Source organism: Dyadobacter sp. HNCC25DJ187 (assembly GCF_056895255.1).
In genome coordinates this window covers 14,827-41,821 of sequence record NZ_JBXHAT010000001.1, presented here as the reverse complement: position 1 = coordinate 41,821, position 26,995 = coordinate 14,827, and the positions used below count along the sequence as shown (strand labels likewise).

Below are 26,995 nucleotides of genomic sequence, written 5' to 3'. Positions count from 1 at the left end.
CTCATTGCTGATAGTCTATTTACCATCCGGGATTCTGAATCAGCTTTTTGCTTTTTTGCAACGCAATCAGTGGAATCGGGAAAAGATAATTTTTCCTTTTGAATACACGCGTGTGCATTCTTACACGCTGGTCAAATGTTGTGGCATTACCCGCGGCAAACTTCCCGGTAAAATCTCCTCCCAAGCCACCTTCACCGGGCTGATCTTCAGCAATCATCCATCTCTTCACATCGAAATAACGCTGTCCCTCTGTAGCAAGCTCTATACGGCTTTCGAGTTGAATCGCTTTACGCTGTAAAGCCTGATTTCCTTTAATAGAGGCATTTAGCAATTCCAGATCAGGCAGTCCGGCACGTTCCCGGACCAGGTTTATATATTTGAGCACATCAGGATTTGAAGGGTCGGATTCATTGAGCGCCTCTGCATATAACAGGTAAAACTCGGCCAGTCGGAAGATGTAGGAAGGCCTGAATCTGCTGGTTACACCGGGGGCGCGTTTGTGCACAGTTCTGTTGAACCTTTTATAGAGTAGAAAGCCAGACGCCGGATAATAAGCTTTGGTACGATCGGCATTGCCTCCCAAATGAAAATTCACTACATTATTGGTAATATGCCACTTTCGGCCAGAGAAAAATACAGTGTTGTAAAAGCGAGGCTCACGGTTGATATACATGTTGTTAACCATTGACCCATTGTAATCTGAATATCCCTCCTCTTTGTACAGCGGGGATTTTTTGAGGTGACTTTTTACCTTAACAGGAAGGCCGTCTTTCATATAAAAATCGTCCACCAATTCCTGGAGCACAGCAATATCACCTTGCCCGTTTTGCTCACTGGTAGGTGTGGAACGGCGGTCAAATCCACTTCCGTCCATGCCTCCCCAGCCAGTTTTGGCGGTTGCCCAGATCACCTCTGAGTTATACTCTTGAAACAGCTCGTACACAGATCGATCCGGATCCAGTTTCCCGCCTGTATAAGCTCTGTATAAATCATAATTTCCTTCCTGTGCAAAATCAATCAGATCTTTACAAGCTTCAGCTGCCTTCTTCCACTTGGTTAAATCCTGAGCAGGAAATAACGGTATTCCATCCGAAGACATGAGCTGCTGACCTTCAGGATAGCCACCATTGAAAAGTGGACTGGCTGCATACATCCATAACTTTGCACGGACTGCAAGGGCGGTGCCTTTCGTCGGAACAGCCCTGTAGTTTTCGTTGGAATGATAATTTCCCTGATGCATTCCTTGCATGGCCAAAAGCAACTCTCTGTCAATGAAGTTAACAACCTCGTCTATTGGCCTTCTTTCAAAATCCAGATCATCCGTCAGATCAAGTGATTTATCAACTATAGGGACGGGGCCGTATTGTTCCAAAAGAAGGTAATGATAAAAAGCGCGCATAAAACGAACATCCGCCTTGAAGCGATCGACCTCCTCCTGAGTTAAAACCTGGGCATTGGTTCCCGTACCGCTAATGGGTTTCGCATTTTCAATAAAAATATTCGCTTGTCTGATCAGATTGAAAAGCGGTGCCCATCTGTGGAAGTTATTGGTTCCAGAGTTCCATTCCGAGTAAATACCGGCGTTCTGAGCTCCTCCATTTGTTTCAGTAAATACCTCGTCAGCCATAGAGGTCCACGGGTTTTGCACACCCGATTGGTAGTTCAGCGAATGAATGACTGAATAATCCGGCACACCATCAAAAATCTGAGAATACCATCTTTTGGTATATGCTACGTTACTGAACACATCGTCGATTGATGTCAGCCCCCCTGCAAGCTCATCAGATACATCCAAAAATTTAGTACACGATCCCAGAAAAAGGCAAATTGAGAAAATAATGGTTTTATATAGTTTCATAATCAATGCTGTTTAGTAATGATCAAAATGTCACATCAAGGCCCAACGACAAAGTTCGTGGTAGCGGATAGCTCATACCCCTGTTGTTATTGCCGGTCTCCGGGTCCCAGTATTTGATCTTATCCCATACGCCCAAATTATAGCCCATCATGTAGATCCGCATGTTCTGTGCTTTGATTTTACTGGCTGTTGCTTTGGGAATGTTATAACCTATTTCCAGATTCTTGAAACGAAGAAAATTACCATTTCTCAACCACCAGGTACTGGCTTCCTTATTGACGTTTCGCTCATAACGTTGATGCAAACGAGGCATTATCACATCCTGACTAGGATTGTCGGGCGACCATCGGTCGAGCATAAATGAACGGTAATTCGATTTGTCATAACCCCAGTTAAAAGGAAAAAAGGTACTATTACCATCTCCGAGCAAAACAGAGGTATTGCCTGTACCCTGGAAGAAGGCACTGACGTAGAAACCATTATATTCCACATTGGCACCAAAACCATAAATAATTTCAGGCTTGTAGGGATGTCCGTGCCCTCGTTTCTTATCAAATACATCCACGACACCGTCTTCATTCAAATCTGCGTATTTTATATCTCCTGGACCCAGGTTGTTCTGTAATGCCACAGATGGCAAATGCTCTTTGAGTTTATAAGCAAAAGTGCCGTTGCTGTTTTGCGTGATGTAGAAATCATCGTCGGTATATAGCCGTTCTGCTATATACAGTGTGTGTTCATTGACCCGGGTTCCTGTCAGGGCCATCCAGGGATGTGGCTGTTGCAGTTCATCATATTCAAGAATTTTGTTTCTGGAAAAGCTGAAAGTCCCTCTGATACCCAGCTTGAATTTCCCCCAGCTGTGACGTGCATTGATACTTCCATCAACCCCGTGATTGGAAACAGAGCCAAAATTATCCCACGGTGAGGCCCAGAAACCGGCCGTTCCCGGAATCGTTCTGCGTTGCAGAAGTATGCCCGTACGCTTTGAACGGAAATAATCTGCAATGACCTCAATCTGATTTCCGAAAAGGCTCAGATCCATACCTATGTTATACTTGTTTTCAATTTCCCACTGTAGTGACTGGTTCTCAAATTGCAACTCATTAATACCAGTACCAAGTCCGTTGGAACCTCCACCGGATGTAATGCCCTGCTGGAAATTGTAACCGTCCGTTCTGAATGTCGGACGGTACAGAAATCTTGAAGTTCCCGTGTTATCGTTTCCTGTCCGACCTGCAGAGGCCCTGATTTTCAAGGACGAAATACTTGCTTTCAAAGCCTCAGGGAAAAACGACTCATTGGATATCATATAGCCGATACCGATTGCCGGGAAGAAACCAAACCGATGGTTTTTTGCGAATGTTTCGCTACCTGTATAGCCGAAATTACCTTCAATAAAATACCTGTCTCCAAAGGAATACGATGCCCTTCCTACAATACCCTGCTTCCGGAATGCTAGCGCCTGATCATGATTCTGCAACTCTTTCTGCATATACAGTATCATACCATTCAGCGAATGTTTACCGAAGAGTTTTTTATAGTTCAGGGAAGTCTCCATATAGATTTTTTTGGCTGCGCTGAAACCTTCCACAGGCTCGCCCATATCCGGATTGCCGGACACCGACTGACTGAAAATAAGATTGCCATTTGCGTCACGTCCGGTTGCAAAGTAACGATTTGGATTGAGTGACCTGGTAGATGAGAATGTTCCATCGTAGTCAAAACTAACCTTGCCATTTAAAAAAAGACCAGGTGTAATGAAATCCAGTTTTTGCGTCAGTCCGACACCTGTCTGAAGCAGTGCGTTCCATTCCTTTTTGTAACCTGAATTGAAAAGCTGGTTATACGGATTTCGGTTATTGCTATCATTCTCTGCCGGATAGGTCGAGGTAGTGCCATCACTGTAAACGGCCGGAAAAATGTAAGATGGCGTATTGAGCATCATACTAAAAATATCTTCCGGATCGACGCCGGCCCAGTTACGCGCCAGATACTGCCCGCTGATGTCTACATTCAGAAGTGTAGTCGGAGTGATATCCATATCAACGTTACTGCGCAGATTATAGCGCTTCAGTCCCACATTGGTTTCATACTTATTTTGCGGGTCATTTTTAAACACACCATCTTCAGCAAAATATGCTCCGGACACAAAGTATCTGGCCTTTTCAGTACCTCCGCGAAAGTTAAGCGTATAGCGCTGGTTACGGTTTACTTTGTTCATCAATTCGTCGAGCCAGTTGGCATTCGGGTACAAATCCCTGTCCTCTCCGCTTTTGTATTTAGCAATCAGGTCTGAGGAAAAAATCGGACTCAATCCATCATTGGTAAGCGCCTCATTGGTAAGTTCCAGATACTGCCACGAATCCACAAATTCGGGCAGTCGCGTAGGTGTTGAAAAGCTATGTTCCGTACGGAAAGAAATCTGAGGCTTACTGATCCCACCTCTTTTGGTTGTTACCAGTATAACACCGTTAGCACCCTCTGCACCGTAAACCGCTGTAGCTGCTGCGTCTTTCAGTACCGAGAAAGTTTCGATTTCATCCGGTTCAATATTACTGAATGATCGCGGGACACCATCTACCAACACAAGGGGTGCCGTCCCTCCGGCAAAGGTACTCACACCTCTGATCCAGAATTCAGCATCATCTCTCCCAGGCTCTCCCGTTCGCTGAATACTCATCAGACCTGCCATCTGCCCTGCCAGGTTGTTGGTCAGGTTCCTCGTTGGAAAAGTGATCTGGCTACCGTTCACTGTACTGATTGAGCTGACAACACTGGCTTTTTTCTGAGTACCATAGCCTACAACCACAATTTCGTCAAGCGCTTTGGTATCTACTACCAGAACAACCCGGATATTACTTTGATTTTTAATTTCTACCTGCTGACTGACATAGCCTATAAAAGAAAACAACAGAACCGTATTTTGCTCCTCTCTGATACTGAGTGTAAATTTCCCTTCCCCATCGGTCGTTGTCCCTTCCATGCTATCCTTTACACGTACACTTACGCCAGGCAGCGCCTCTCCTTTTTCATCCAGCACCTCCCCTTTCAGATCGATCTTTGGGCTGTTTTGTTGATTGCTTTTCACAGCATCTGCAGAAGTGGTTTTGGGTGCGGATCTGCGTACCACTACCGTATTATCAATAATTTTAAAAGTTAAGGGCAGCCCGTCAAAACATGAGCGGAGCACTGATTCAATCGGTGCATTTTTAAGGCTGACACTTGCTTTCAGGTTGCTGACATCCTTGTCATTATAAAAAAATACAAATTTACTTTGCCTTTCAATGGTCTGAAATATTTTCTCTACAGACATGTTTTTGGCGCTCAGGGTAAGAGGCTGCGCGACGCTGTCGGCCTTCACCTGGATAAAAACTACTGTCAGTAAAAGAGCAATCAGTTTTATTTGCATAAAAATGCGCCGTTTTAATGTTGGTGATATTCTCAGTGTCAGAGTACCTTGATGGGTCTGCCGATCGTAATTTATCCGCTTCCCGGGCACAAGGCTTCCATGTGTAATAAAATTCATTACATTTATGATGTTTGGGTGAAGAAATAATGTGAAGTCATTTTCCGGACATACCGGTTCTGTACCTGAATATGACCGCAGAAATGCTCGCAACATACCTGCGGTCTTTTTTCAAGACTCATTTTTGTTCTCTAAGGGCCTCGTAGAAGATGCTGCATATGGAGATGGTTACGTATGGTTATAAATGATAATCTTACTGAGCAGATGCCCATACGAGCTCCCCATTCAACGCTTTATCGGCTGATGGCTGTAATTTAAAGTTCAGCCCGGAGAAGCGCAGTATTTCCAACATCTGAGAAAGGTTCGCATCACGATGTATTTTGCCGGAAAACTTCTCTGTATCGTCGTGAACATCGTAAACTGCTTTTACATTATACCACCGTTCTATCTGCCGGAGTACTGTGCTTACATCGGCGTTCTGAAAATGGAACAGACCGTCTTTCCAAGCTATCGCCTGGCTGACATCCACATGTTTTTTTGAAAGTGAGCCAGTTCTTCCCATACTGGCCTGCTCTCCCACACGGAGCCTGATTGGATTTGCAGCTGTGCCATTTGCTTCTCCAAATCGGCTCACGTCAACGGATCCCTCCAAAAGCGTTGTATTGATCATTTCATCATTGGAATAAGCACTTACATTAAAGTGCGTACCCAGAACAGTAATCTTTTGTCTGTCTTTTACTTCCACTGTAAATGGATGCTTGGCATCTTTGGCAACTTCAAAATAACATTCTCCTGTAATACGTACAATTCTGGTAGGTCCACTGAATACGGCAGGATAACTTACTGATGATGCTGCATTGAGCCATACCTTACTTCCATCCGGCAACACAAGCCGATAATGCCCCCCTGCAGGTGTAGTTATTGTATTAAATCCGGTGACAACAGCCTTGGAGTCAGCCTGCAGATCATATGCCAGCTCACCATCGCCGCTTCCTGTTATTTTAATCTGTCCTTCCTGCGCAATGGTACCCTTTACAGATGCGTCCAACGAGATCGATTCACCGTTCGACAGCGTAAGCACGGCTTGGTTCCGGCCAGGCGCAACATCCAGTACTTTTGAGCTGACTTTTTCAGATAAAGAGAGATTAAACGCCGGCTTTTGGCTGATATAAATTCCAAATGCAAGGACTAAACATGCAGCTGATGCCATTCTGAACCAGGCTGTCTGCCAAACTCGAATGGTAGCTTTTGGCTCTGACGAGGTAATCCTGTTCAGCAAATTCTGATGCATCTCCGATTCAAGCTGCTGCTTTTCGCCTTCCGAAAATTGATCCAGGATATGCGGATCCTGATCAAAATGATCATAGAACTTTTCAACAAATTCTTTTTCTTCACGACTCGCTCTACCGTACAGGTAGCGCTTTATCATATTCAGCAATTGCCTTTTGTAATCTCGGTTATCCATAAGTTCCGGTACATATATATACGGACCGTTGTGAGGGCCTGTATATACATGTACTGAAATGCAAAGAATCTCCCAAACGGAGTTAAAAAAATCTAAGATTATTACAAAATAGTTGGTAACAGATTTCTAAAGCCTAAGAAATCATGTATGCTGAGAGGATTTCAATCAACAATATTCTGTCAAAATTGTCTTTGATGATACTGGTTGCTGTTGTCAATTGGTTCTGAACTGTCTTTTGTGATACGTTCAATTCGCAGGCAATTTGCTCAGTTGTCTTTCCATGAAAATAATGCTGCATAAAAATTTCTCTTCGCCTTTCGGGCAGTGCTGCGATCCAGGTATTGAGCAATTCTGTTACTTGATTCTCCCTTAAAACATCATCAGTCCTTTGGCTGGAAGTCAGCTCACATTCAAACAGATCCAGCATGGCTGTTTGGTTGTCATCCTGTGCAAGTTGTTTGAGCACCTGGAATTTTACGGCAGTGTGCAGGTAAGCCGGGAGATTTGCAATCTCAACCAACGCTCTTCTTTCCCATAAATCTGCAAATACATTCTGAACCACATCCTGTGATAAATCCTTGTTTTTTAAACGCTTATAAGCATTATTAAACATACGTTCCCAATGTCGATGATACAAGGCACTAAATGCAGATTGTTCATCTGAACGCATCAAAACCAACAAGTCACTATCACTATACGTCTCTTTCATCTGTGTCGACTCTATCCATAATCGGGATTAAAGATAAATTTATATCAACAAAGTACAGCAATACAAGGATGCAAAAAAATTTTTAGATCAAAGAACAATGAACCCTAGCAACATAGCTAATAGCACGAGTGTGATGAGATATTTGAACGCATTATGCTATACGAATATAGATTCACAAACCCGTCATGTCGGAATCTGGTTGCTCATTCGCGCTTTCCGGGCCACCCATCCATATCATGTTTTAAATTTGGAGTTTTTGCTGAACTTTTCAGCATTGTATCTGAGAGAATCGTTTTTAGGAATAGACAGGCTCTGCCAGTTATCATCAGCTGACATTTTACCTATATAGACAATCTGCCCGACATGATACGCGTAGTGAGTAAGTTGCCGATTGATGGCTTCCGTAACGGTATGTCCCTCATTACGAATGTATACGATCTTCTCCAGGTCTTCTTCCTGTAAATCTCTGAGTGTACGAAAGAGGCAATTCCAGCCATTGTTCCAAATTGTCAGTAGTTCTGATCTGTGCGATACTACACTTTCAAATTCGGTATCACGGTTACGCGAGGCCTTTTCGCCATCCGACGTTAAGAAATCAGTAAATCTCGATAACATATTACCTGAAAGGTGCCGGATAATGATAGCGATACTATTGCTGTTCTGCTTTTGCGAGTCAAAAAGTGCTTCATCACTGACTTGTGCCATACACATTTCGCCGAGCATTTTATAGTATTCAAATTGTTTTATGGCAGTATTTAAATAACTGCTCATGGAAGATCAAAGTTTTTGCGATTTATGTAGATCATGAATATAGCTATTATTCTGGAAATAGCTGCTATATAAAACCAGGCACCACAAGCAAAATAGTTGCCGTGGCGCCTGGTTTTATTATACCCTTATCGTCTCATCAATCGTTGTCGGCAGATAATCTGGTATCTTCCTTTTTTCCCTGATCTTCCTCAGGGGATGTTTTCTTTGCGTTTTCGGCGGGATCGTTAGGGAGCGCTCCGGTTTCCTCATCACCGGCATGTGAATAAGTCCCATCTCTATCATCATCATAAACCTCATCCACACTGTCAATCTTACGTCTTTCGTTTTCATGATGCTTTTTCATATCGTGCCTGTTTTTAGTGTCCTATTGATAATCGTCAATCTAAGAAAATGTCGTGCCAGGCAAGACAAATCCCCATTACCACAGAAGGATAACAGGCGCAACTCAACGCAAAAGGCAGATTTCGCCCCCTGAAATTCAGGCCGAAATCTGCTTGTTATACTTTTTGCTCGTCCCTAATTCCAGTCGCTACTGATATCTTTGGCCACCAGCGGATTGGTGTTTTTCTCTGTTAGAGGGATCGGAAATAACACGTGTTTATCCTGGAAGAAAGATTGACTTGAATTTGGATACTTCGCTTTCTTTTCTGCATTTAGTGTTTGCTTGGCCACACCCCAGCGTATCAGGTCAAACCAACGCACTTGCTCACCAGTCAATTCAAGCTGGCGTTCCCGCATCAGTTTTTTCATTGCTTCATCTTTACTGCCCAATGTTGTGTAGGTGAATGCTCCGGAACGCGCACGTACCTTGTTAATCAGAGGGAGCGCTTCTGAGATTTTACCCGCATTGATCTGGGCCTCCGCATACATCAGCAACACGTCAGCATAGCGAATGACTTGGGAATTAATATCCGACTGGGGGAGCTCGGCCTTTTCTTTGTACTCATAAGGCTGGTATTTTCTCCATCGGTATCCATTCCCATTCTCAGCATATGGATAAGGCTTAGCCCCACCCGGGCAGTTATCGCAAAAAGTAACATCTCCCCCGCTCTCCTTACTTCCATAGAACGTATTTTTGGCTCTGGGATCCACATAAGCTTTACCGGATTCATCCTGATAGGTAAATGCATTTACGGCTGCATCTGAGATAAAGACATTGCGCCAGTCATTCCAGCCGTACTCCATCGCCCGGCCTGTCAGCGTATTCTTGCCACTTCCCGATCCTTCCTGTGATCCGAACATATAGTACGGACTCCCTTCTGCCCATCCACCCCATGATTTATGCGGAATGTCAAAAACTGTCTCCGCATTTTTTACCGGCGATTTTGTAAACAGGTCGTCAAGATTCGGTACAAGATCATAGGCATACGGTGCTTTCGTAAGCAGGTCAAACTGGCCCGCCGCTTCGGTATATTTTTTCTGATACAGATAAGACTTACCCAATAGCGCAATCGCAGCCCCTTTTGTAACTCTGCCCAAGTCTGCTCCGCTGGTATAGACAGCTGGTAAGCCTGCGATAGCATTGTTCAGATCCGATTCGATCTGCTTCCAGACTTCTTCGATGCTGGCTCTGTTAAGGTAAAATTCGCTGTTTCCGTCGTAATCCTTGCGAATCGGCACACGGCCCCAAAGGGTTACCAGCAAAAACTCTGCATAGGCCTTTAAAAAGTATGCTTCTGAGGTATACTGAGCCAGTTTTGTTTTTTCAGCGTCCGAGGCGGGAACCACCTTCGAAGCTTTATCAATGACCAGGTTTGCCCGGAATGTAACCTTATAAGCTGTAGACCAAAGATCATTAATCTGAACATGGTTGGCAGCATAGCTATAGTCATGCAACTGGAGAACATCGCCCTGAAGCGGTGCATCCGCCTCAGCTTCATTGCCGGTCAGATCCATCAGGTAGTAAAAATCCCGCGAATAAAGCCCCTTGTAAAGCATCAGACCGTAGGTGGCTGTTACTGCTTCGGAAATGGTGGCCGGTGTTGTAAAATAAGTGTCATCATTATAACTGGATTGATTTTTAACATTATCCAGAGAATTGTCACAGCTGGTCATGGCCAGGCAGGCCATAGTTCCCAGAGAAAGTATCCGATTTTTCATTATGCTTTAATGAAGTTGAATGAGAAGATTTTAAAACCCGACCTGAACACCAAGAAGGAAAGTTCTCGGTTGCGGATATTGGCCTGTGTCTACTCCTTTGGTAAAAATGAAAGACTTGGCATCCGTGACACTTGCGCTCACCTCAGGATCATATCCTTTGTAATTGGTGAGTGTCAGTAAATTCATTGCCGTTGCATATATTCTGAAGCTTGAAAACACTTTTGCATTGGAAGAATTCAGCAGCGTTTTGGGAAGTGAGAAACCCACAGTCAGGTTACGAAGGCGCATGAATGAGCCATTCTCCAGAAAGCGATCGGAAGCGCGAAGGTTAGAGGGCGTATTCTGACCCGATCTTGGCATGTCTGTAATGTCCCCATCTTGCTTCCATGCGTCTAAAACTGCTGTAGATGAATTGAATGGACGTGTGGTTCCTTCGGTCCAGTAACGCAATGCGTTGTACACCTTCACATCTCCTATTCCGGCAAGTCCCATAGACAGATCCCAAGATTTGTAAGCCAGATTCACCGATCCTCCGTATGTCCAGACAGGAATGGCAGAACCCAGGAATGTTTGATCTGCATCAGTGATTTGCCCGTCACCGTTCAAATCCTGGTATACAATATCTCCTGCTTTCAGGCCATCCTGATAGGATTTAAAGCCTTTGCCAACTGCCTGCTCATTATATCTTGCTACATCTGCAGCACTGGACACCACATGATCTACCTTGAAACCGTAGAATGAGCCGATTGCTGCACCTACGTCAGTCTTGGTAATATTGATACCGCCATTGGTACTACCACTGATAATTGGTGATCCGCTACCCATTGATACGACGTTGTTCTTGTTGTAACCGGTATTGGCAGAGAAGCTGTAACTGAAATCTCCCGTTTGTCCGGCATAGGACACGGCAGCTTCAAAACCTTTATTAACTGCATTGGCTGCGTTCTGAACCATACTGGCGTCGTTGTAAACATCACCCAGACCTGTAGAAATCGGAAGTTTTACATCCAGTAATAAGTCTTTGCTATCTCTTTTGTAGTAATCGATGCTGACCTGTATTTTATTACGTAATAGACCAAAATCCAGTCCGAAATCGATTTGAGTAGTTTCTTCCCATTTCAAAAACGGATTAGGTACACGTGTCACAGTTGCTCCTTGCTGGAATGCTTTGTTTTCACCAAAAGAATAAACAATGTTGTTGTTCCCATATCCGCGATAAACGGTTGGATCGGTGAGAAACAAACCTATATTGGCATTACCTGTGATACCCCAGCTACCCCGTAGTTTCAGGTCAGAAACGAACGAAACATTTTTCATAAACTCTTCATTGGCCAGCTTCCAGGCTACTCCCACAGAAGGAAAATTGCCTTTTCGATAAGCTTTTCCAAACGCCGGATTGATATCCTGACGTATGGAAGCATTCAGCAGATATCTGTCGTTAAAGCCATAGGTAAGACGTCCGAAATAAGAACGAGACGCATAGATACTAGAACCTGCGCTGGTGATGCTATTGGATTTGGATACACCAATTTGTTTGATCAGATCATTGGTAAAACCAGAGCCGGTCAAATTAACACTTCTACTTCTGTTTCCTTCATTGTAGGTATTACCCACCATAACGGAAAAATCGTGCTGCCATGCAGACTTGGAATAGGTCAGGATATTTTCAATCAGCGGCGATACACCAAAGGAATAACTCTCATCAATCTTACGATCAGTCCTGAGATTTCCATTCATGTATTCTCCTGTGTAATTGTAGCTATTGCTGTTGGATAGACCAATATTTGCCTGCGTTCTGAATTTCAGGCCATTGAGGATATCCACTTCTCCCCAAAACTGAAAAAGATTAGAAACTCCTCTGGATAATTTTTCAGTAAGATAAATACCAGGCAATGGATTCAGTGCATCGTTTTGATCCAGAATGGTAGTAACCCGACTGTATCCCCCCAGATTAGTAGGGTCCATGGTAGGCGCATACGGAGGCATACGAAGTGCTTCTACAAAACTAGCGGCATTGCCCGTGGTACGGTTATACTTGAAATTGATAGTCTGCCCAAGTCTGATTCTTTTACCGATCTGCTCTTCCAACTGCGCCCTCAAATTGATACGCTGATAACCAAAATCTTTCATGATACCATCCTGATTGGTATAACCTGCGGAAAAATTATAGGTAGCTTTTTCACTTCCACCTGTTACGTTAACATGGTGTTCGGTAATTTTCGCATTTCTGAATATTTCCTTTTGCCAGTCGGTGCGGGTTACCAGTACATCAGGTGTGTTGAGCTTGTCGGGTACCTTGTTTCCCTGAGACACATTGATATCCTTTACCAGTTGTACATACTGCTCAGCATTCAGCATATCCAGTTTTTTCCATGGCTGTGCTACGCCCACATAACCGTTATATGTAACTTTGGGCGTACCTGCTTTGCCCTTTTTTGTTGTGATCAAAACCACGCCATTTGCAGCAGAAGCACCGTAGATCGCTACTGATGCTGCATCCTTAAGTACTGTGATGTCCTGTATATCATATGGACTTACCGAATTGATGTCGCCACCCTGAATACCATCGATCACATACAAAGGGTCTGAATTGGTGAGTGAACCAACGCCGCGAATGATGATTTTGGCATTAGATCCCGGAAGACCTCCTGTATTGACGATCTGTACTCCGGCAATTTTACCTTGTAACAGCTGCTGTGCAGATGTGGCCGAAACGTCGCCGAATTCCTTGCGACCCACCACAGCGACAGCGCCTGTAAGGTCTTTCTTTTTGGCAGTTCCATAACCGATAACTACAACTTCATCCAGTGCTTTCGTATCGACGGCGAGGGAAATATCCAACAATGACCGATTACCTACAATTTCTTCTCTTGGCACATAGCCGACAAAAGAGAAAATCAATACTGCGTCTGAGTTTGCACCTGTTATTTCGTAATTGCCCGCCATGTCTGTACTAACACCACGCTGTGAGCCTTTCAGCACCACACTCACTCCAGGCAGCCCGTCGCCACGCTCGTCGGTCACTTTCCCTTTGATCGTCACTTCTTCTATACTCACTTTAGAATTTTTCAACATGGCTATCTCAGGCCTGCCCATGGACTCAGTGGGTACTGTCTGCGACATACTTGCACTTTCCAATGCAGCGGTTCCGGTATCCAATGCACGCTTTTCGAACTTCGATACAATGATGTAAGCTTCTTTACCTGCCTTCTTAAAACGCAGGTTAAAAGGTTTTAAAAGGTCCGTCAACTGCTTTTCAAATTTACTTCCCTCCTGGCGATACGCTGCACCGGTAATGGTAATATTTTTGACTGTTTCTTCTTCAAACAATATGCTTACCTGATGCTGTTTTCCTAAATCCACCAATAGGTCTTTGAGATTTTTAGCTCTGTTACGGCTTTCAGGATGCTGCGTTTGGACAGGTATTCTGCTGTTACTTGCCAATGAGATACCCTGCGCCACACAAAGTTGCTGAACGGATAACATGGTCAGCACAATACGGGTTTTTTGTAGAAATCTGCTACTCATGATCTGGGTTGATTACTGATTTTCTCAATTCTATGAATTCGTTATGTTTTACTACTTCCAGTTGGAGTAATTCGGTTAATATGGCCAATAGATCGTCGGCCTGCTTCGCTTTATAGACGCCACCAATCCGCCTTTTGCTTAAAACGGGATCCAGTATACGTACATCTACTTTAAAGCGGTCATTCATTTGTTCGACTGCTTCGGAAAGCAAGGTGTTATCGAAGTAAAACATATCCTGCTTCCAGGCCACAAATGCTGCAGGAGCCGATGAGGATGTAAGCGTAAAACTGCCATTGGCAGCCGTCGCGAAAAGGTTGCCCGGTTTCATATAGAGCTGTTTTCCTTTCGGTAAACTCAATTTTACCTTTCCCTTAGTCAGAAATACTTTGGTTCCTCTTTTACGGGAAAAAGCAACAAACTCGGTCCCAAGCACTTCAATGCTATAATCCTTCTCCATACGCACGATAAACCGACTATCGTTTGTGGTATGCACTACTTTAAACTCCGCTTCACCTTCCAGCATCACTTCTCTGTTTCCGGATCCGAATCCCAGTCTGGGCACACGTAATGTAGAATTGGCATTCAATACAACATCGGTTCCGTCCGAGAGCTGGAATGATGAAACGTGACCATTTCCAGAGGTTAATGTTTTGTATATCAACTCATTTTTAAAAACGAATCCGGCTACCAATATCAGACAGGCAGCAGCGGCGCTGTAAAGCCACGGGCGTTTCCAGATGCTTGACTGAATGAAAGGTTTCTGAGGAAGCGGTACGTCTTTACCCGTATTCAGATCTGTTACCAGTGCCATATAATCAGCAAGGGCATTTTCTAATTGTGGTGAAAACTGAGGATGCCGGCTCTCCCATTCATCCATATACTGGTAGTAGAGCTCTTCATTTTGGGGATCAGCCAGCCAGTCTTCGACAAGCTTGCGCTGGATGGATGTCGTCCGTCCGTCAAAAAAATCAAACAGGACATCTTTGAATAGGGAATCTTTCATTTTATATTTTTTAGCTTTTACAGGCCTTGGGGAATCACGACCAACCAAAACACTTTCCAAGGAATGGTACCCTGTTTTGCATTTCGTGTAACATAGACAAGTACAGTATGAGCAACCCCATACCGGTGTGCGAAATTTACTGTAAGTAAAATACAAGGCATAAAAACCAGCTGTCTTTCAAACCATTGCGAAGCCTACCTAAAGCTCTGGTGATAAGCGCTTCCACTGCCTTGGTAGAAATCTGAAGCTCTGCAGCTATTTCTTCAAGTGTTTTACCATCCACACGTTTCATCAGATACGCCCTTTTACATTGGGGTGGCATTTGCTGCACGATGGTTTCAATCTGTTGATAGAGTTCGTTGTATTGCAATGCCTCACATGGATTAAGTGTATGTGCAGCAAATGGAATTGTCACGGTTTCCATAGGAGATGTACGATTCAGATCCCACTTAAGATAGTTGTACGATCGATTCCGCACCGCCTTATACAGATAGGCTCTGTAGGAGGTAGTAATCAGCTCAAAAGTGCGGCTTTGCCAGAAGGTCGCAAATACTTCGGATACAATATCCTCCGCTACTTCCTGTGAGTGTACAAACCTGATTGCGTGGTTGCATAAATTCTTATAGTATTTTCTAAACAGCAGCTCGCACCCTTTTCCCGGATCCTGATTGAACATATCCCGAATCAGATATTCGTCGTTGAGCATCACCGGCTCGGCATCCTGGCCGGCTAAATCCATGGTCTCCGGTATTAGGGGAGATAATTTTTGGGTAGAGTTAAGCGTCATAGCGTTTCATTAGCGATTTATTGTAAAGACAAGCCGATATGCACTATCCCTATACTATAAATAATATTTTTTTTTCAATAAATAATTCAATTAAATAAAAAACCAGATAAGATGCTGTACATCCGGATTCATAAAACAGTCCGGGTCAACTTTCGCTGACCCGGACAACATCCAGCATTTAATCTGAAAATATGAACAATTAGGGTTTAAGTACTTTAACCGAAACAGATTCTTTGGAATTACCTACCTTAATCAGATAAAGACCGGCATTTTTACCCAGAGGCAGCGTGTGATGCTCGTTTTCCAAAGGGTTTTCAACCAGTTTCTGTGAAAGAATACGTCCGGTCAGATCCGTTACCATAATCCGAACAGGATAAGCATGCGCACCGCTGATGACAATGCTGGCCTTATCTCCGGTTACCGGGTTTCCAAGTACTGTTACATTTAGCTTGCCAGACGCGGTTTCGCTGTCCAGGGCGGCAATTCTGCCATTAGCCTGCATGGCAGGTTCCTCTCCGTAAATCAGCTGACCTTTGTAGTAAACCGTGATCTTGTTATTCTCAGCAAAGTCGCCTGCTGCTTTGTAAGAGTAATCATTGGTCTCGTCGAAGACAGACCAATTCGATTTTCCAATTCTGTACTGAATGTTGCCTGTGCTGCTCAGCGGAAAGAGTTTCCCCAAAGATAACGCTGGCTTCAGTTCAAAATAGCTGTCAGCATTTGCTCTCTGCTGGTTGTTCACAAACTGTCCGGCAATATTTCCCGTACCCAGTTTGGCAAAATCAATCCAATAATTCAATCCTGCTGTACCATCAGCTGTGAACCAGTAACGAATCGATAGATCGGCGTAATCTACTGGTACATTCCCGGTATTTTCAACTTTAAGCCAGGTGCTGAGAGAAGTTGAACCGGTATTGGTGTTTTTATTTTCGGAATAAACTTTCAGATCCAAAACCGAAGCGGCTGTATCCGGTTCTACCCCCCACCAGAGTTTACCATTGCGGTACAAAGTAATTTGATCATTTACAGCATAGGAAGAACCATTTTTGAAGGAATAATCATCGCTTTCCGCAAAATTTTCCCAGTTGGTATTCGCAAACCGAGACTGTATCACACCCGAGTTTCCTCCTGCATTCAAATTACCGGCCGAAGCATTAAACTGATACTCGATGTATCCCAAAGCGCCCTGACGTGGTTTTTCAAGTGCGACGTAGTTCATGGAAACCTTGTTATTCCCCATCTCAGCATGATCGATCCACTTGTTTATACCTGTATAATTCTCGGCAGTGATCCAGTACCGTGCTGTAAGTTCGCTGTAAGGAATAGCTAAGCCACTTTCATTGGATATCGTCAGGAACGGCTTGATGTTATTATTATCAACCTGACCATTGTCACCGTCTTTATACAGCACTTTCAAACCAGATGAAACCATGAGTGTACGACTCAATGACGCAGCAGCACTGTAAGTTGCGTTGCCATTTTGAGAAGCAGTGATTACGGTTGTTCCAGGTGCAAGGATGTGCACCTTTCCATTTACGATAGCAGCTACTGAAGTATCTGAACTTGCGTAACTCACCGGCAAACCGGAAGTAGCCAGGCCATTTGGCTCAAAATCTGCATCTCCAACGGTTTTTGAAATAATACTGTCTAAAGAAACAGTTTGTTCCAAAAGTGTCGGTGCAGTGATCGTCAGACAGAAATCGTCTAGTACAAGCTGACCGGATGGACCAGCTTTTGAAGCCCAGATACCTATCGTTGCCGCATTTGCCGGTACAACTTTAGTCGCCGAATACTTGGTATACACGGTTGCAGTAGAAGCTGGTGTAGACGGATGAACAATCAATTCAATTTTTGCACTTTCAATTTTCGCCCCCTGAGCATCATAAAAATCGAGACCAATTCCAGCCCACCATGGCAGGATGGATTGTGAAGCATTGGAAGGATTAGGCGTTCCTTCTACTTTGGCCCAAACCTCAAAATTGATTTCCGAACCCGCTGTTACTGTAATCCTTTTGCCATAATTGATCGCTCCCTTATCGGCTGTGATTACCGCACTTTTCAACCCGCTCTGTGCAGACGTTCCAATTTTTGCAGCCGCTGCATTCGGGTTTCTGATCCAGTTTACAAAACCGCTTTCAAAGCCGTTGTTAGTAAGTATACCACACAAACCGGCAGCAACTACCGTGATGGAGGAACTTGCAGAAATACCGCTTGCATCCTGAGCTGTTGCCGCAATGGTAGCTGTACCAACAGCCACAGCGGTCACGATTCCACTACTAGATACCGTAGCAACAGATGGATTGGATGAGCTCCAAAGCACTGTTTTATTGCTTGCAATTGCCGGAGCAACGGTTGCTTTAATCGAAGTTGTATCGCCCACACCAACTGTTGCATTGGTTTTATTCAGAACTACCGATGTCAGCAACACGTTGGAAGAAGTAATCACACTGCTTGCTGTTTTCGCACCATCCTGTGTGGTCACGGTAACGGTTGCATTGCCTGGTGAAACCCCGGTTAACACGCCATTTTGATTAACAGAAACAATACCTGCATCAGAGCTGGACCAGGTGATGGCTTTGTTTGTAGCATTTGCCGGTTGTACAGTTGCTGCCAGAGTGATTGAATTGTTTACACCAACTGCACCTGATGCAGGAATGGTCACACCTGTCACAGCAATGTTGGCAGCAGTTACAGTTGAAGATGCCGTTTTTCCACTTTCGTTAGTAGTAGCTGTAATAACCGCGGAACCTGGGGATATACCTTTAAGAAGCCCAGCTGCATCAACACTCACAATCGAAGTATTTGACGATGTCCAGGTTACCCTTTGGTTGGTGGCGTTTGCAGGTGATACCGTTGCTGCCAGTCTTGTTGTATCGCCCACCCCTACAAATGCGGTTGCGGGGTTCACAGCAACAGAGGTAAGCGGATTAAGCCCGATTTCTATTGCATTGATTGCAGGGTAGTTCAGGTTTGCAATCGGTCTGAAAACCAATGAAATCTGTCCTTGCGCTGTGGATTTCACTTCAAACTCGCGCACGATTCCTTTGTATCTCCCACCTGCCTGTGTGAAAATGTCAAAGTTCTTCAACAAGGTATCAGCAACGGTGTTTGCTGTTACGTTAAATTTCCTTTTCCCTGCTGTAATGGCCGTTGAAAGCTCCGCAAAATGCAGGCGTACCACATATTTAGAGTTGGGAATGAGATTTTCGTAAAGGTAGGTCATCCGTTCCCCAGTGTTACGCTGCGTTTTGTACGCGCCTGCTGGCGCAGGTCTTACTACCCCGCTGATATCTATCGCATTGGTAACAGTTGAAGTCCACATGTTATAAGATTGCGGATTGTCGGCTACAAAATTACCGATGGTTGGTCCGCCGCAGTTGTTTGCAATCACTGTAGTTCCAACCGTCAAAACACCTGTTGCCGTTTTGGCTCCGTCTTCCGTGGTAACGGTTATGGTGGTGGTGCCCAGTTTTAATCCGGTCACAAGTCCGCTGGAATTGATCCTGGCAACAGTGGTATCGGACGAAGCCCAGCTCACATTTTTGTTAAGCGCATTGGCAGGCAGAACGGTTGCCGTCAGATTTCTGCTTGTACTTAATCCAATGGTGATGGTTGAGTCCAGTAATACGCTTGTGACATGGATTACCGGTGTAACTTTGATGCTGCTCTGAGCAGTTTTGTCTCCATCTTGTGTAGTTACCGTGATATTTGCGATACCTGTACTAACGCCAGTAACTAATCCCGTTGCATTCACAGTAGCAATGTTCGTATCCGACGAGCTCCAGCTTACTGAAGTGTTAGACGGATAGGCAGGAGTAAGTGTCGCTTTCAGTTGTTTGGTTAAACCTACTATCACGGAATCCGCGGCAGGAGCTACTGCAACAGAAACAACCGGTCCGCCCGAAGGTTCTCCCACGAAGATTCCGTTTCCGGCGATCCCAAGATAAACTCTGCCGTGCAGATCCGCAGCGATGTTACTCACGATACCCGGAACAGGGTTTGCGATGGTTGTCCAGGTTGCTCCGTTGTCGTCGGAACGGAAAACGCCGTACGAAACTCCGTTAATGGGCGTGCTCTCGGAAGTGACATAAATTACAGGATTGGAAGAAGCTGTTGTATCAGCCTTTCCCACTGCAATCCATTTCACTTTGGTGATACCCGCAGGATTCACTTTTGTAAAAGTATTACCTGCATCAGTCGAATGGAAAATTCCGTCGCCAGAGAAAGAAATCCACAAATCACCTTCAATACCTGGTGTGGTTTCTATGTTCATTTGCGCGACATTTCCAACATTGGGCAAGTTGGTAGCAGCGGTAGGCGCAAAACTTACGCCGCCGTTTGTACTGACATAGATTTTACCGGCTGCATAAATATAAAAGAGATTTCCGTTCACTTTGTCGGCCGCAAGCGGGTTCATGCCAGCCCAGATTTGATAGATGTCTCCTGGTTTGAGAACAGCATTGGGTACTCCGCCGGCTGGTGTCCAGGTTGTTCCTAAATTCGACGATTGGTAGGTAAGACCTCCCTGTGTAACCCAGACCATTTTTCTGCTTGTAGCCGAAACCGCAATCCGTCCGCGGGCTCCCGGCAGTGAAGCAAATTTGGTGTAGGATGTACCTCCGTCGGTTGAGTAACCTCCAATACCTGGCCCGTTCCATCCATCGCTACCCACACGTGCTATGAAATTCGGGTCGGAGTATTGAATGGCACCGCCGGAAGTGTTACAGCCTGTATTGGTCGCAAAAAAACTTGATACTCCTTTTGCAGGTGGTGTATCAAGCGTCTTATGGTCAAAACCTCCCACATCACCGGTAGTGGACACCAAAAAATTGGAGCCCGACGGTGGCGCTACCAGAGGTCCTGCTACCACGATTTCCTCCAGACCATTGTTGCGTAGTTTCCATGTCACACGACTTGCCCAAACATTGGTCGTTTGCCCAACGTCTAACATATCGGTGAACCATACCTGTCCTTCATGGAAAGGATCCCACACAAATCCGTTGACATCGTGCCCTATATTTCCGTTTGCTCCATTGCCACCGGAGTGAGGGGCCTCTGTCACGTCACGGGTTGCCGGCACCATGGGCGTCCAGCTTCCACTACTTCCACCGTTTGTACTTCTATAAGCCAAGTCGTGGTTCCAGGTTCCGGAAGTCGCAATGACGATCTCATTGCTATTTAGAGGATTGACGCCAACGCTACTATATTGTTTACCACTTGCCGGGGTAATATCAATCCAACTATTTCCATTCCATTTATTGACAGTCGTGCCTTCTTCTTTCAAAGTCCAGTCCCGAAGTGTTTGCGTTACATAAAAAGTACCATCGTTACTGATACTTGCGCGTCGCGGCCTCACAGGGCTGCCCGGCATTAATGTAAATGTATTGCCGGCATCTGTGCTGCGATAAACGCCATCTAAACTTCCAAAAAAGATATTCTTTGTAACGCCGTTAAGTACCCCTCCACTTTTATCAAAGAAGATAAATCTGCCTGCGATGTTGTCAGCTAAGGAAGTGTTCACTTTTGTCCAGGATCCCACTGCTCCTGCCGCTGTACTTTTATAAGTACCGTTCGCGCGTGTTGTCACATATACCACATTGCTGTTGTTTGGATCAACCACCAAACGGTCTGTGAAAGTCTGGTCGCTGTTGGGGAGTACAGTTATAGGAAGCTGGCAGTCAGTCCAGGTTGCACCCCTGTCTAACGACTTCATGACCGTGCCAACCCCTGTTCCACCACCGGGATTAGCTCCCTTACCTGTCTGAATCGTTGCATATAGGATATTTCCTGTTAAGTCATTAGGATCAAAGGCAAGATCTCCGCATCGTGCGGCCACTTCCCAGTTCCAGTATGTGGTTGGTATTTTATCGTACCACATCAGGTCTTCCCATTTTTGAGCTGCGTGGTTCCAACGGTAAGGCGTGCCTACATCGGTTGTGATAAAATAGAGATTGGGCACTTTTGGGTGAGCCTTCAAGCTCGTCACATTACCGCCGCCGCCCATTCGCACAGACTTCCAATTGTAGCTTTGTGCGTTGGCTACAAAATGAAGAGCGCCTGTCAATGCAATGAACAGGGCCATGATTCGGATTGATTTTTTCATAGAGATGCTTTTCGTTAAGAATTGTGACACTTATGTCAGACAAGCGAAAAGCAAAATCCCTATACTTAAACTTGATATTTTACTAAAAAAGAATTTAAATCTCTCCAGGCAACATAGTTTTATTACTTTCAACTATGTACAAGGAAATGGTTCCCGCACAGCGGCATCTTTATTTTTTCAACCGAAATCAATTAACTCTTACTCAGCCTGCACATTCACATCTTTAAACATAAATGTATTATCACTCACTCTGACAGGCTTTCCACTGGCTGTGGTAACATTTTTGAGCGATATCTGTTTGGTTTTGATATAAGGAAATTTCTCCTTGTACGAATCGTCTCTCATTTCAGGATTGAAGTTGCTGAAGATGGTGGGCCCATTGTAATCTTCAGGATGTTTGGCATCGTCGATACGCAAGTTTTCAATCGTAATCCTTACAGGCATATAGCAGGTGTAACCGAAGTCATGCTGACCGGAATAAGATCCGCTGATCAAGGAAGCGCTCACTGGCTTACCATTAGCCGGAACAAAAATGCAGTTCCGGATGATCAGCTCTCCCTGCCACGTACTACCGTAATCCGACCGTAGATTGACCATGCTCCTGCCCCGAATGGTTGAGTTTTCAATTTTCAATACGCCGCTGCCAATGGCATTGATACCCATATGCCCTAAGGTTGAATTACGAATAGTCGCATTCGCCACTCCCTGATGCGCATCAAAGCGGGACAATGTGCAATTGTCGTATAGTATGTTCTTGCAGAAGTTAGATCCCAGGATACCCCAGTATTTACTGTCATTGATGTCGTTAGTCTGACTGCAGTTAATAAATGAAACGTTCAACGCACGGTTTGCCGACAAATCATAGGTTCCCATAGATACCGGCTTACCCGCTGCACCTATGGTGCTGTATGTTCTATGTCCTGTCAGAAATGCGTTTTTAACTGTTACAAAAGAACAATCAGTAATATTTATAAATCCGCCATACGGAGCGCCGTGATCCATTTCACCCTCAATACGGTGCTCTAATCCTTCCACTATTACATTGGATCTTCTGATAGCAATATTCCGGTTGTAATAGGTATACTTCGACTCCGCCTGATTGGCAATGGTGGTAAAACGTCCACCTGTTATTTTTAGCGGTTTCTCGTCTATTGGCAAGGCGGTGATATCGGTGATCTGATCGAAATCCCAGATGATCGGCGCATTCATATCGACATTCCCATTTTTATCAACTACAAAAATATCTGTCTGTGATGAGCCATTGTTCTGATTGAGACCAAACCTGATGTACTGTTTCACATTTGCGTTGGTGACAGTGATCAGACATGCTCCTGGCAAAGCCGCATCGATCTTTTGCTGATTCCTTTTAAGTGAAACAATATTTTTCAGCTTGAAAGGTTTCAGCGCTGAACCTACACTAAATACAGAAGCATTGCGGTTTTCGACGTTTGTATCATCAATAATGAAAGCGGCCTTACCGAAATCCGTATCTGTACGAATCATCGCCGTCCTTTCTTTTCCTCCAATATAATAAGTCGCTTTGTCATCCGCTTTGACCCTAAGACCATGCATATTGGCGTAAGCATGCGTTGCAGCAATAGCATCGGTGTCGTCCGATTTGCCATCACCTTTGGCACCAAAGTCGTTGTAGCTTACTACCCCTATTTTTTTGAAGGTTGCAGTCTGATTGGGTGAGACATTGACCTGTAACTGTCCATTTTCATTCGTGGTTACAGAGTTTTTACCTTTTTCAGAGGTGATTAACACTTCTCCGGAATGCTTTTTACCTTGCGCATGCGTCGCGAAGGAACCGATCAGAAATACTTGCAACGTTAACAAATACTTCATAGGTAGTATCAGCTTGATCATACATATTTCAGGTTAGGAATTAATGATGCTTATAAAAGCTTTTGCGGGAGCGGGTTTACTAACTAAGCAATGAGTGACCCTAAGGATACGACCCAATTATCTTGTCATGAGCCCATCCGGCCTTATGCTCAGAAGCAAATTTGACTTGCTTTGCAATATATACCGAGATCGTAGCGTCTTTACGTGCTTCGTCCAATCCTTCTCTGCTTTTGGTTTAAAAACACAAATAACAGGGCTCCTACAGATTCCATAGGTTATTGGAGAGTGCCGGGTGAATGATGATATTTTAAATAAGAAATCCTGAATTTACTCGGCAGAAAGGTAAATCCGGGGGGGCCAGACAACAGATGAAGCTTTGGAATTCGGTGAATCAAACTATTTCTCTTCCTCATCCCCTCTCTCATCTTCCGTTTCAAACTCATCCATGATCGTATCCTTCCACATTGGAACTCCTATATGGTAGGCAGTTCTGGCGATCATATGGGCTGCTACAGGAGCGGTTAGAATCAAGAAAAAGGCAATCGCAATTGCTTTGGTCGTTACTGAAATATCCGGAAATATCACGGCAGCGCAAAACAACAAAAACCCTACACCCAGCGTACCTGCTTTGACAGTCACAGATAGGCGTAAATAAAAGTCGGGCATCCTGACCATGCCAATTGCTGCAAACAAAATGGCCAGCGAACCAAGCGTACTGAATATGGCGATGAAAATATCTGTCATGGCTATTTTTGCTTATCTAAATAAAATGAAAAAGCGATCGTACCTAAAAAGGCAATCAGCGCTAAAATGACTGCAACATCCAAAAATACCGGCTGCGCTGAACGAATGCTGATCGCAGTAATCACAGCAATACCGGTAGTGATAATCAGGTCTATGGCTATCACACGGTCAACAAGATCCGGACCTTTGAATAAGCGGATGAATATCAATATTGCCGATACGGACAATAAGGGGAAAATTACGTAATCGAAATACAGGTTTAATGTCATCGTAATATGGCTAATAGTTTCTTCTCAAATCCATTTTTTATACGCTGAATAAAACGCTCCTTATCTCCGAGATACATCACATGAATGTAAAGCCATTTTTTATCTTCACTTATATCCAGAATCAACGTGCCCGGAGTCAGTGATATAATGGTAGACAAAATACTGATCTCTACATCGGTATCAGCTTGCAATGGATAACGAACAATACCTGGTTTAAAGAAGTACTTTGGCGTGATTACATCATATGCCACCTGAAGGTTTGCAACAATCATTTCATAAGCAAAATAGAAAATGAACATAATTGTTTGGGGTGCTCTTGTAAAATAACGATGATCTTCTTCTGAGCGGTTCAATATCCACAGGACCGAAAAGCCAAGCAGAAATCCGAAGAAGAAATTCATGAAATACAATGAGCCCGTAAGTGCCACCCAAATAAAGGAAAGCAGCAGATTCATTAAAAAGTGTTTTATCATAGTTACGTTATTTATTTCCTAATACAGCTCTGGTATAAGGTGTAGTATCAATCATTTCATTCGCAATCCTGTCTGCAACCTGAATAATAAACTCCGCATTCAGGCCGATAAATAAAGAAGTACATGCCAATATGCCTATAGGTAATAGCATAAGAAATTTTCTACCGGTTCTGAGCGGTTTAAAACTATCAACGATGACATCATCTTTAACAGCATCTTTCCAAAATACTTCAGACCACAACTTTGCAATGACGAACAAGGTTATAAAACTACCCACAATGATACTCGCAGTGTATACATAACTTTGACTGGCCAAGGCACCTTCTATGAGATAAATTTTAGGCCAAAATCCGGAAAGTGGTGGAATACCAACCAGCGAAAACAATACAATGGCTATCAGAAGTGATATCTTTGGGTATTCAGCGTATATACCACCCAGTTTGCCCATATTCATAGTACCCCGCAACTGCCTGATGAGCCCGGCAATCAGAAATAAATTGGTTTTAACAATGATATCATGTATCAGGTAAAATACAGCTCCAAGTAATGCCATTTTATTATACAGACCCAACCCTCCTACAACAAAGCCAATGTGACAAACAATCAGATAGGAGAGCACGCGCCGGATATTGGTCCTGATCAGCGCACCAAACGCGCCGGTAAGTATGGTAGCGACAGCAATGAAGATGAAAACTGTTCTTACAAAATCGTCAGGAATAAACAGCAATGTGAAAAACCTGAAGAGGGCGTACAGTCCTAGTTTTGTAAGCAAGCCGCCAAAAACAGCCGCTACTGCCGACGGTGGTGTATGGTAAGACGATGGTAGCCAAAAGTATAACGGAAATACTGCAGACTTGATCCCGAAGCCTATCAGAAAAAATATGGCCGTCAGATTCACAATACTACGATCTTCTATCGCTGCAATCTTCAAGGAAAGATCTGCCATATTCAGTGACCCCGTAATGCCGTATAGAATGCCGATTCCCGTGAGAAAGAACATCGAAGCCAGTATATTCATGGCCATGTATTTCACTGCGCCTTCCAGTTGTGGTATCCGTCCTCCCAATGTCAATAGCACGAACGAAGAGATAATCACGACCTCAAACCATACATACAGATTAAATATATCACCAGTTAAAAAAGCGCCGTTTAGTCCCATTATCAGGAAATGGAATATTGGAAAGTAACCAAAAAGCATCCTCGCTCGCCCTACCCCTACCGCAGAAAAAATAGATACTGCCAAAGCTGCAACCGATGTGAGTAATACCATGGTAACACTGAACAGGTCCGCAACAAAGACAATCCCAAAGGGTGCGTCCCAGTTAGCTGCGTTCATAGTAAGGATACCACCATTGTAAACTTTCGCAAACAAAGCTACTGCCAGTATAAAACCCAATAAAGAGCCGGCAATGCTCAATATCATTTGCTGAACCGTCTTCTTTGGGAGCGCAAGCTGAATTAATGCGGTAAATAAATGGACTAATACTGTCGCTATTATGTGATTATCAATCATATATCTTCTTCCTGTGGAGTATTCAATGTATCAAGATCATCCGTCCCTAGCAGCGCGTAGACACGTTTGAGTAAAACAATAGCAAAGGATGTGAGTCCGAAACTGATCACGATTGCTGTCAATATCAAAGCCTGTGGGATAGGGTCTGCATAAATATCTTCAAATACTTCCAGGTTGGCTGCCATAACAGGAGGCTTTCCTTTGGTAATCGTCCCGAGAAGGAAAATCAGAATATTGGTTCCATTCCCCAGCAGAATAATACCAAGAAGCAGACGTACCATACTTCTTCTCAAAATCAGATACACGCCGGAAGCATACAGCGCACCAATCAGAAATACGAGTAAAAGCTCCATAA

General features: G+C 44.2%; 17 protein-coding genes. All 17 read right to left on the bottom strand.

Translation table 11 applies throughout. The annotated features are described in order from the left end of the window. Positions 1-19 precede the first annotated feature (19 nt). On the bottom strand, positions 20-1,858 hold the full coding sequence (locus AC1XUE_RS00190; RefSeq protein ID WP_483353902.1) for a RagB/SusD family nutrient uptake outer membrane protein: 1,839 nt from the start codon (positions 1,856-1,858) through the stop codon (positions 20-22). Positions 1,859-1,880: 22 nt separating this feature from the next. Continuing rightward, the gene (locus AC1XUE_RS00185; protein WP_483353901.1) at positions 1,881-5,270 is read right to left on the bottom strand and encodes a TonB-dependent receptor; all 3,390 of its coding nucleotides are present in this window, start codon (positions 5,268-5,270) and stop codon (positions 1,881-1,883) included. Between the two features lie 310 nt (positions 5,271-5,580). Next, on the bottom strand, positions 5,581-6,756 hold the full coding sequence (locus AC1XUE_RS00180) for a FecR family protein (RefSeq protein ID WP_483353900.1): 1,176 nt from the start codon (positions 6,754-6,756) through the stop codon (positions 5,581-5,583). Between the two features lie 169 nt (positions 6,757-6,925). Then, complete coding sequence (locus AC1XUE_RS00175) at positions 6,926-7,501, bottom strand: sigma-70 family RNA polymerase sigma factor (protein WP_483353899.1); 576 nt, start codon at positions 7,499-7,501, stop codon at positions 6,926-6,928. 234 nt (positions 7,502-7,735) lie between these two features. Continuing rightward, complete coding sequence (locus AC1XUE_RS00170; protein WP_483353898.1) at positions 7,736-8,272, bottom strand: DUF1572 family protein; 537 nt, start codon at positions 8,270-8,272, stop codon at positions 7,736-7,738. 136 nt (positions 8,273-8,408) lie between these two features. Then, on the bottom strand, positions 8,409-8,615 hold the full coding sequence (locus AC1XUE_RS00165) for a hypothetical protein (RefSeq protein WP_483353897.1): 207 nt from the start codon (positions 8,613-8,615) through the stop codon (positions 8,409-8,411). A 173-nt stretch (positions 8,616-8,788) separates the two neighbouring features. Continuing rightward, positions 8,789-10,372 carry a RagB/SusD family nutrient uptake outer membrane protein gene (locus AC1XUE_RS00160; RefSeq protein WP_483353896.1) on the bottom strand — a complete coding sequence of 528 codons (1,584 nt, stop codon included), beginning with the start codon at positions 10,370-10,372 and terminating at the stop codon, positions 8,789-8,791. A 30-nt stretch (positions 10,373-10,402) separates the two neighbouring features. Then, complete coding sequence (locus AC1XUE_RS00155; RefSeq protein WP_483353895.1) at positions 10,403-13,900, bottom strand: SusC/RagA family TonB-linked outer membrane protein; 3,498 nt, start codon at positions 13,898-13,900, stop codon at positions 10,403-10,405. Then, positions 13,893-14,903: a FecR family protein gene (locus AC1XUE_RS00150; protein WP_483353894.1), complete on the bottom strand. Its 1,011-nt coding sequence runs from the start codon at positions 14,901-14,903 to the stop codon at positions 13,893-13,895. The genes AC1XUE_RS00155 and AC1XUE_RS00150 overlap by 8 nt, the downstream gene beginning before the upstream one ends. Positions 14,904-15,039: 136 nt before the next feature. Then, positions 15,040-15,642: an RNA polymerase sigma-70 factor gene (locus AC1XUE_RS00145; protein ID WP_483353893.1), complete on the bottom strand. Its 603-nt coding sequence runs from the start codon at positions 15,640-15,642 to the stop codon at positions 15,040-15,042. A gap of 247 nt (positions 15,643-15,889) precedes the next feature. Further along, entirely contained in the window at positions 15,890-21,793 is a 5,904-nt protein-coding gene (locus tag AC1XUE_RS00140; RefSeq protein ID WP_483353892.1) for an Ig-like domain-containing protein, read from the bottom strand. 198 nt (positions 21,794-21,991) lie between these two features. Next, the gene (locus AC1XUE_RS00135) at positions 21,992-23,641 is read right to left on the bottom strand and encodes a hypothetical protein (RefSeq protein WP_483355983.1); all 1,650 of its coding nucleotides are present in this window, start codon (positions 23,639-23,641) and stop codon (positions 21,992-21,994) included. A gap of 396 nt (positions 23,642-24,037) precedes the next feature. Further along, positions 24,038-24,385, bottom strand: a complete 348-nt coding sequence (gene mnhG, locus AC1XUE_RS00130) for a monovalent cation/H(+) antiporter subunit G (RefSeq protein WP_483353891.1) — start codon at positions 24,383-24,385, stop codon at positions 24,038-24,040. 2 nt (positions 24,386-24,387) lie between these two features. Continuing rightward, positions 24,388-24,654, bottom strand: a complete 267-nt coding sequence (locus AC1XUE_RS00125; RefSeq protein ID WP_483353890.1) for a monovalent cation/H+ antiporter complex subunit F — start codon at positions 24,652-24,654, stop codon at positions 24,388-24,390. Next, positions 24,651-25,127, bottom strand: a complete 477-nt coding sequence (locus tag AC1XUE_RS00120) for a Na+/H+ antiporter subunit E (protein ID WP_483353889.1) — start codon at positions 25,125-25,127, stop codon at positions 24,651-24,653. Before AC1XUE_RS00120 ends, AC1XUE_RS00125 begins: the two co-directional genes overlap by 4 nt. A 7-nt stretch (positions 25,128-25,134) precedes the next feature. Continuing rightward, positions 25,135-26,640 (bottom strand): proton-conducting transporter transmembrane domain-containing protein, encoded by a 1,506-nt coding sequence (locus AC1XUE_RS00115; RefSeq protein ID WP_483353888.1) that lies wholly within the window; start codon positions 26,638-26,640, stop codon positions 25,135-25,137. Continuing rightward, a complete protein-coding gene (locus AC1XUE_RS00110; RefSeq protein ID WP_115828925.1) occupies positions 26,637-26,993 on the bottom strand; it encodes a Na+/H+ antiporter subunit C in 357 nt (118 codons plus the stop codon). The genes AC1XUE_RS00115 and AC1XUE_RS00110 overlap by 4 nt, the downstream gene beginning before the upstream one ends. Positions 26,994-26,995 lie beyond the last annotated feature (2 nt).

Bases quoted from the DNA above. Each gene is read 5' to 3' on its own strand.
- AC1XUE_RS00120 (WP_483353889.1), bottom strand. From the start codon at position 25,127: ATGATAAAACACTTTTTAATGAATCTGCTGCTTTCCTTTATTTGGGTG.
- AC1XUE_RS00110 (WP_115828925.1), bottom strand. From the start codon at position 26,993: ATGGAGCTTTTACTCGTATTTCTGATTGGTGCGCTGTATGCTTCCGGC.
- mnhG (WP_483353891.1), bottom strand. From the start codon at position 24,385: ATGACAGATATTTTCATCGCCATATTCAGTACGCTTGGTTCGCTGGCC.
- AC1XUE_RS00175 (WP_483353899.1), bottom strand. From the start codon at position 7,501: ATGAAAGAGACGTATAGTGATAGTGACTTGTTGGTTTTGATGCGTTCA.
- AC1XUE_RS00115 (WP_483353888.1), bottom strand. From the start codon at position 26,640: ATGATTGATAATCACATAATAGCGACAGTATTAGTCCATTTATTTACC.
- AC1XUE_RS00145 (WP_483353893.1), bottom strand. From the start codon at position 15,642: ATGGATTTAGCCGGCCAGGATGCCGAGCCGGTGATGCTCAACGACGAA.
- AC1XUE_RS00160 (WP_483353896.1), bottom strand. From the start codon at position 10,372: ATGAAAAATCGGATACTTTCTCTGGGAACTATGGCCTGCCTGGCCATG.
- AC1XUE_RS00125 (WP_483353890.1), bottom strand. From the start codon at position 24,654: ATGACATTAAACCTGTATTTCGATTACGTAATTTTCCCCTTATTGTCC.
- AC1XUE_RS00135 (WP_483355983.1), bottom strand. From the start codon at position 23,641: ATGAAGTATTTGTTAACGTTGCAAGTATTTCTGATCGGTTCCTTCGCG.
- AC1XUE_RS00170 (WP_483353898.1), bottom strand. From the start codon at position 8,272: ATGAGCAGTTATTTAAATACTGCCATAAAACAATTTGAATACTATAAA.
- AC1XUE_RS00155 (WP_483353895.1), bottom strand. From the start codon at position 13,900: ATGAGTAGCAGATTTCTACAAAAAACCCGTATTGTGCTGACCATGTTA.
- AC1XUE_RS00150 (WP_483353894.1), bottom strand. From the start codon at position 14,903: ATGAAAGATTCCCTATTCAAAGATGTCCTGTTTGATTTTTTTGACGGA.
- AC1XUE_RS00140 (WP_483353892.1), bottom strand. From the start codon at position 21,793: ATGAAAAAATCAATCCGAATCATGGCCCTGTTCATTGCATTGACAGGC.
- AC1XUE_RS00180 (WP_483353900.1), bottom strand. From the start codon at position 6,756: ATGATAAAGCGCTACCTGTACGGTAGAGCGAGTCGTGAAGAAAAAGAA.
- AC1XUE_RS00165 (WP_483353897.1), bottom strand. From the start codon at position 8,615: ATGAAAAAGCATCATGAAAACGAAAGACGTAAGATTGACAGTGTGGAT.
- AC1XUE_RS00185 (WP_483353901.1), bottom strand. From the start codon at position 5,270: ATGCAAATAAAACTGATTGCTCTTTTACTGACAGTAGTTTTTATCCAG.
- AC1XUE_RS00190 (WP_483353902.1), bottom strand. From the start codon at position 1,858: ATGAAACTATATAAAACCATTATTTTCTCAATTTGCCTTTTTCTGGGA.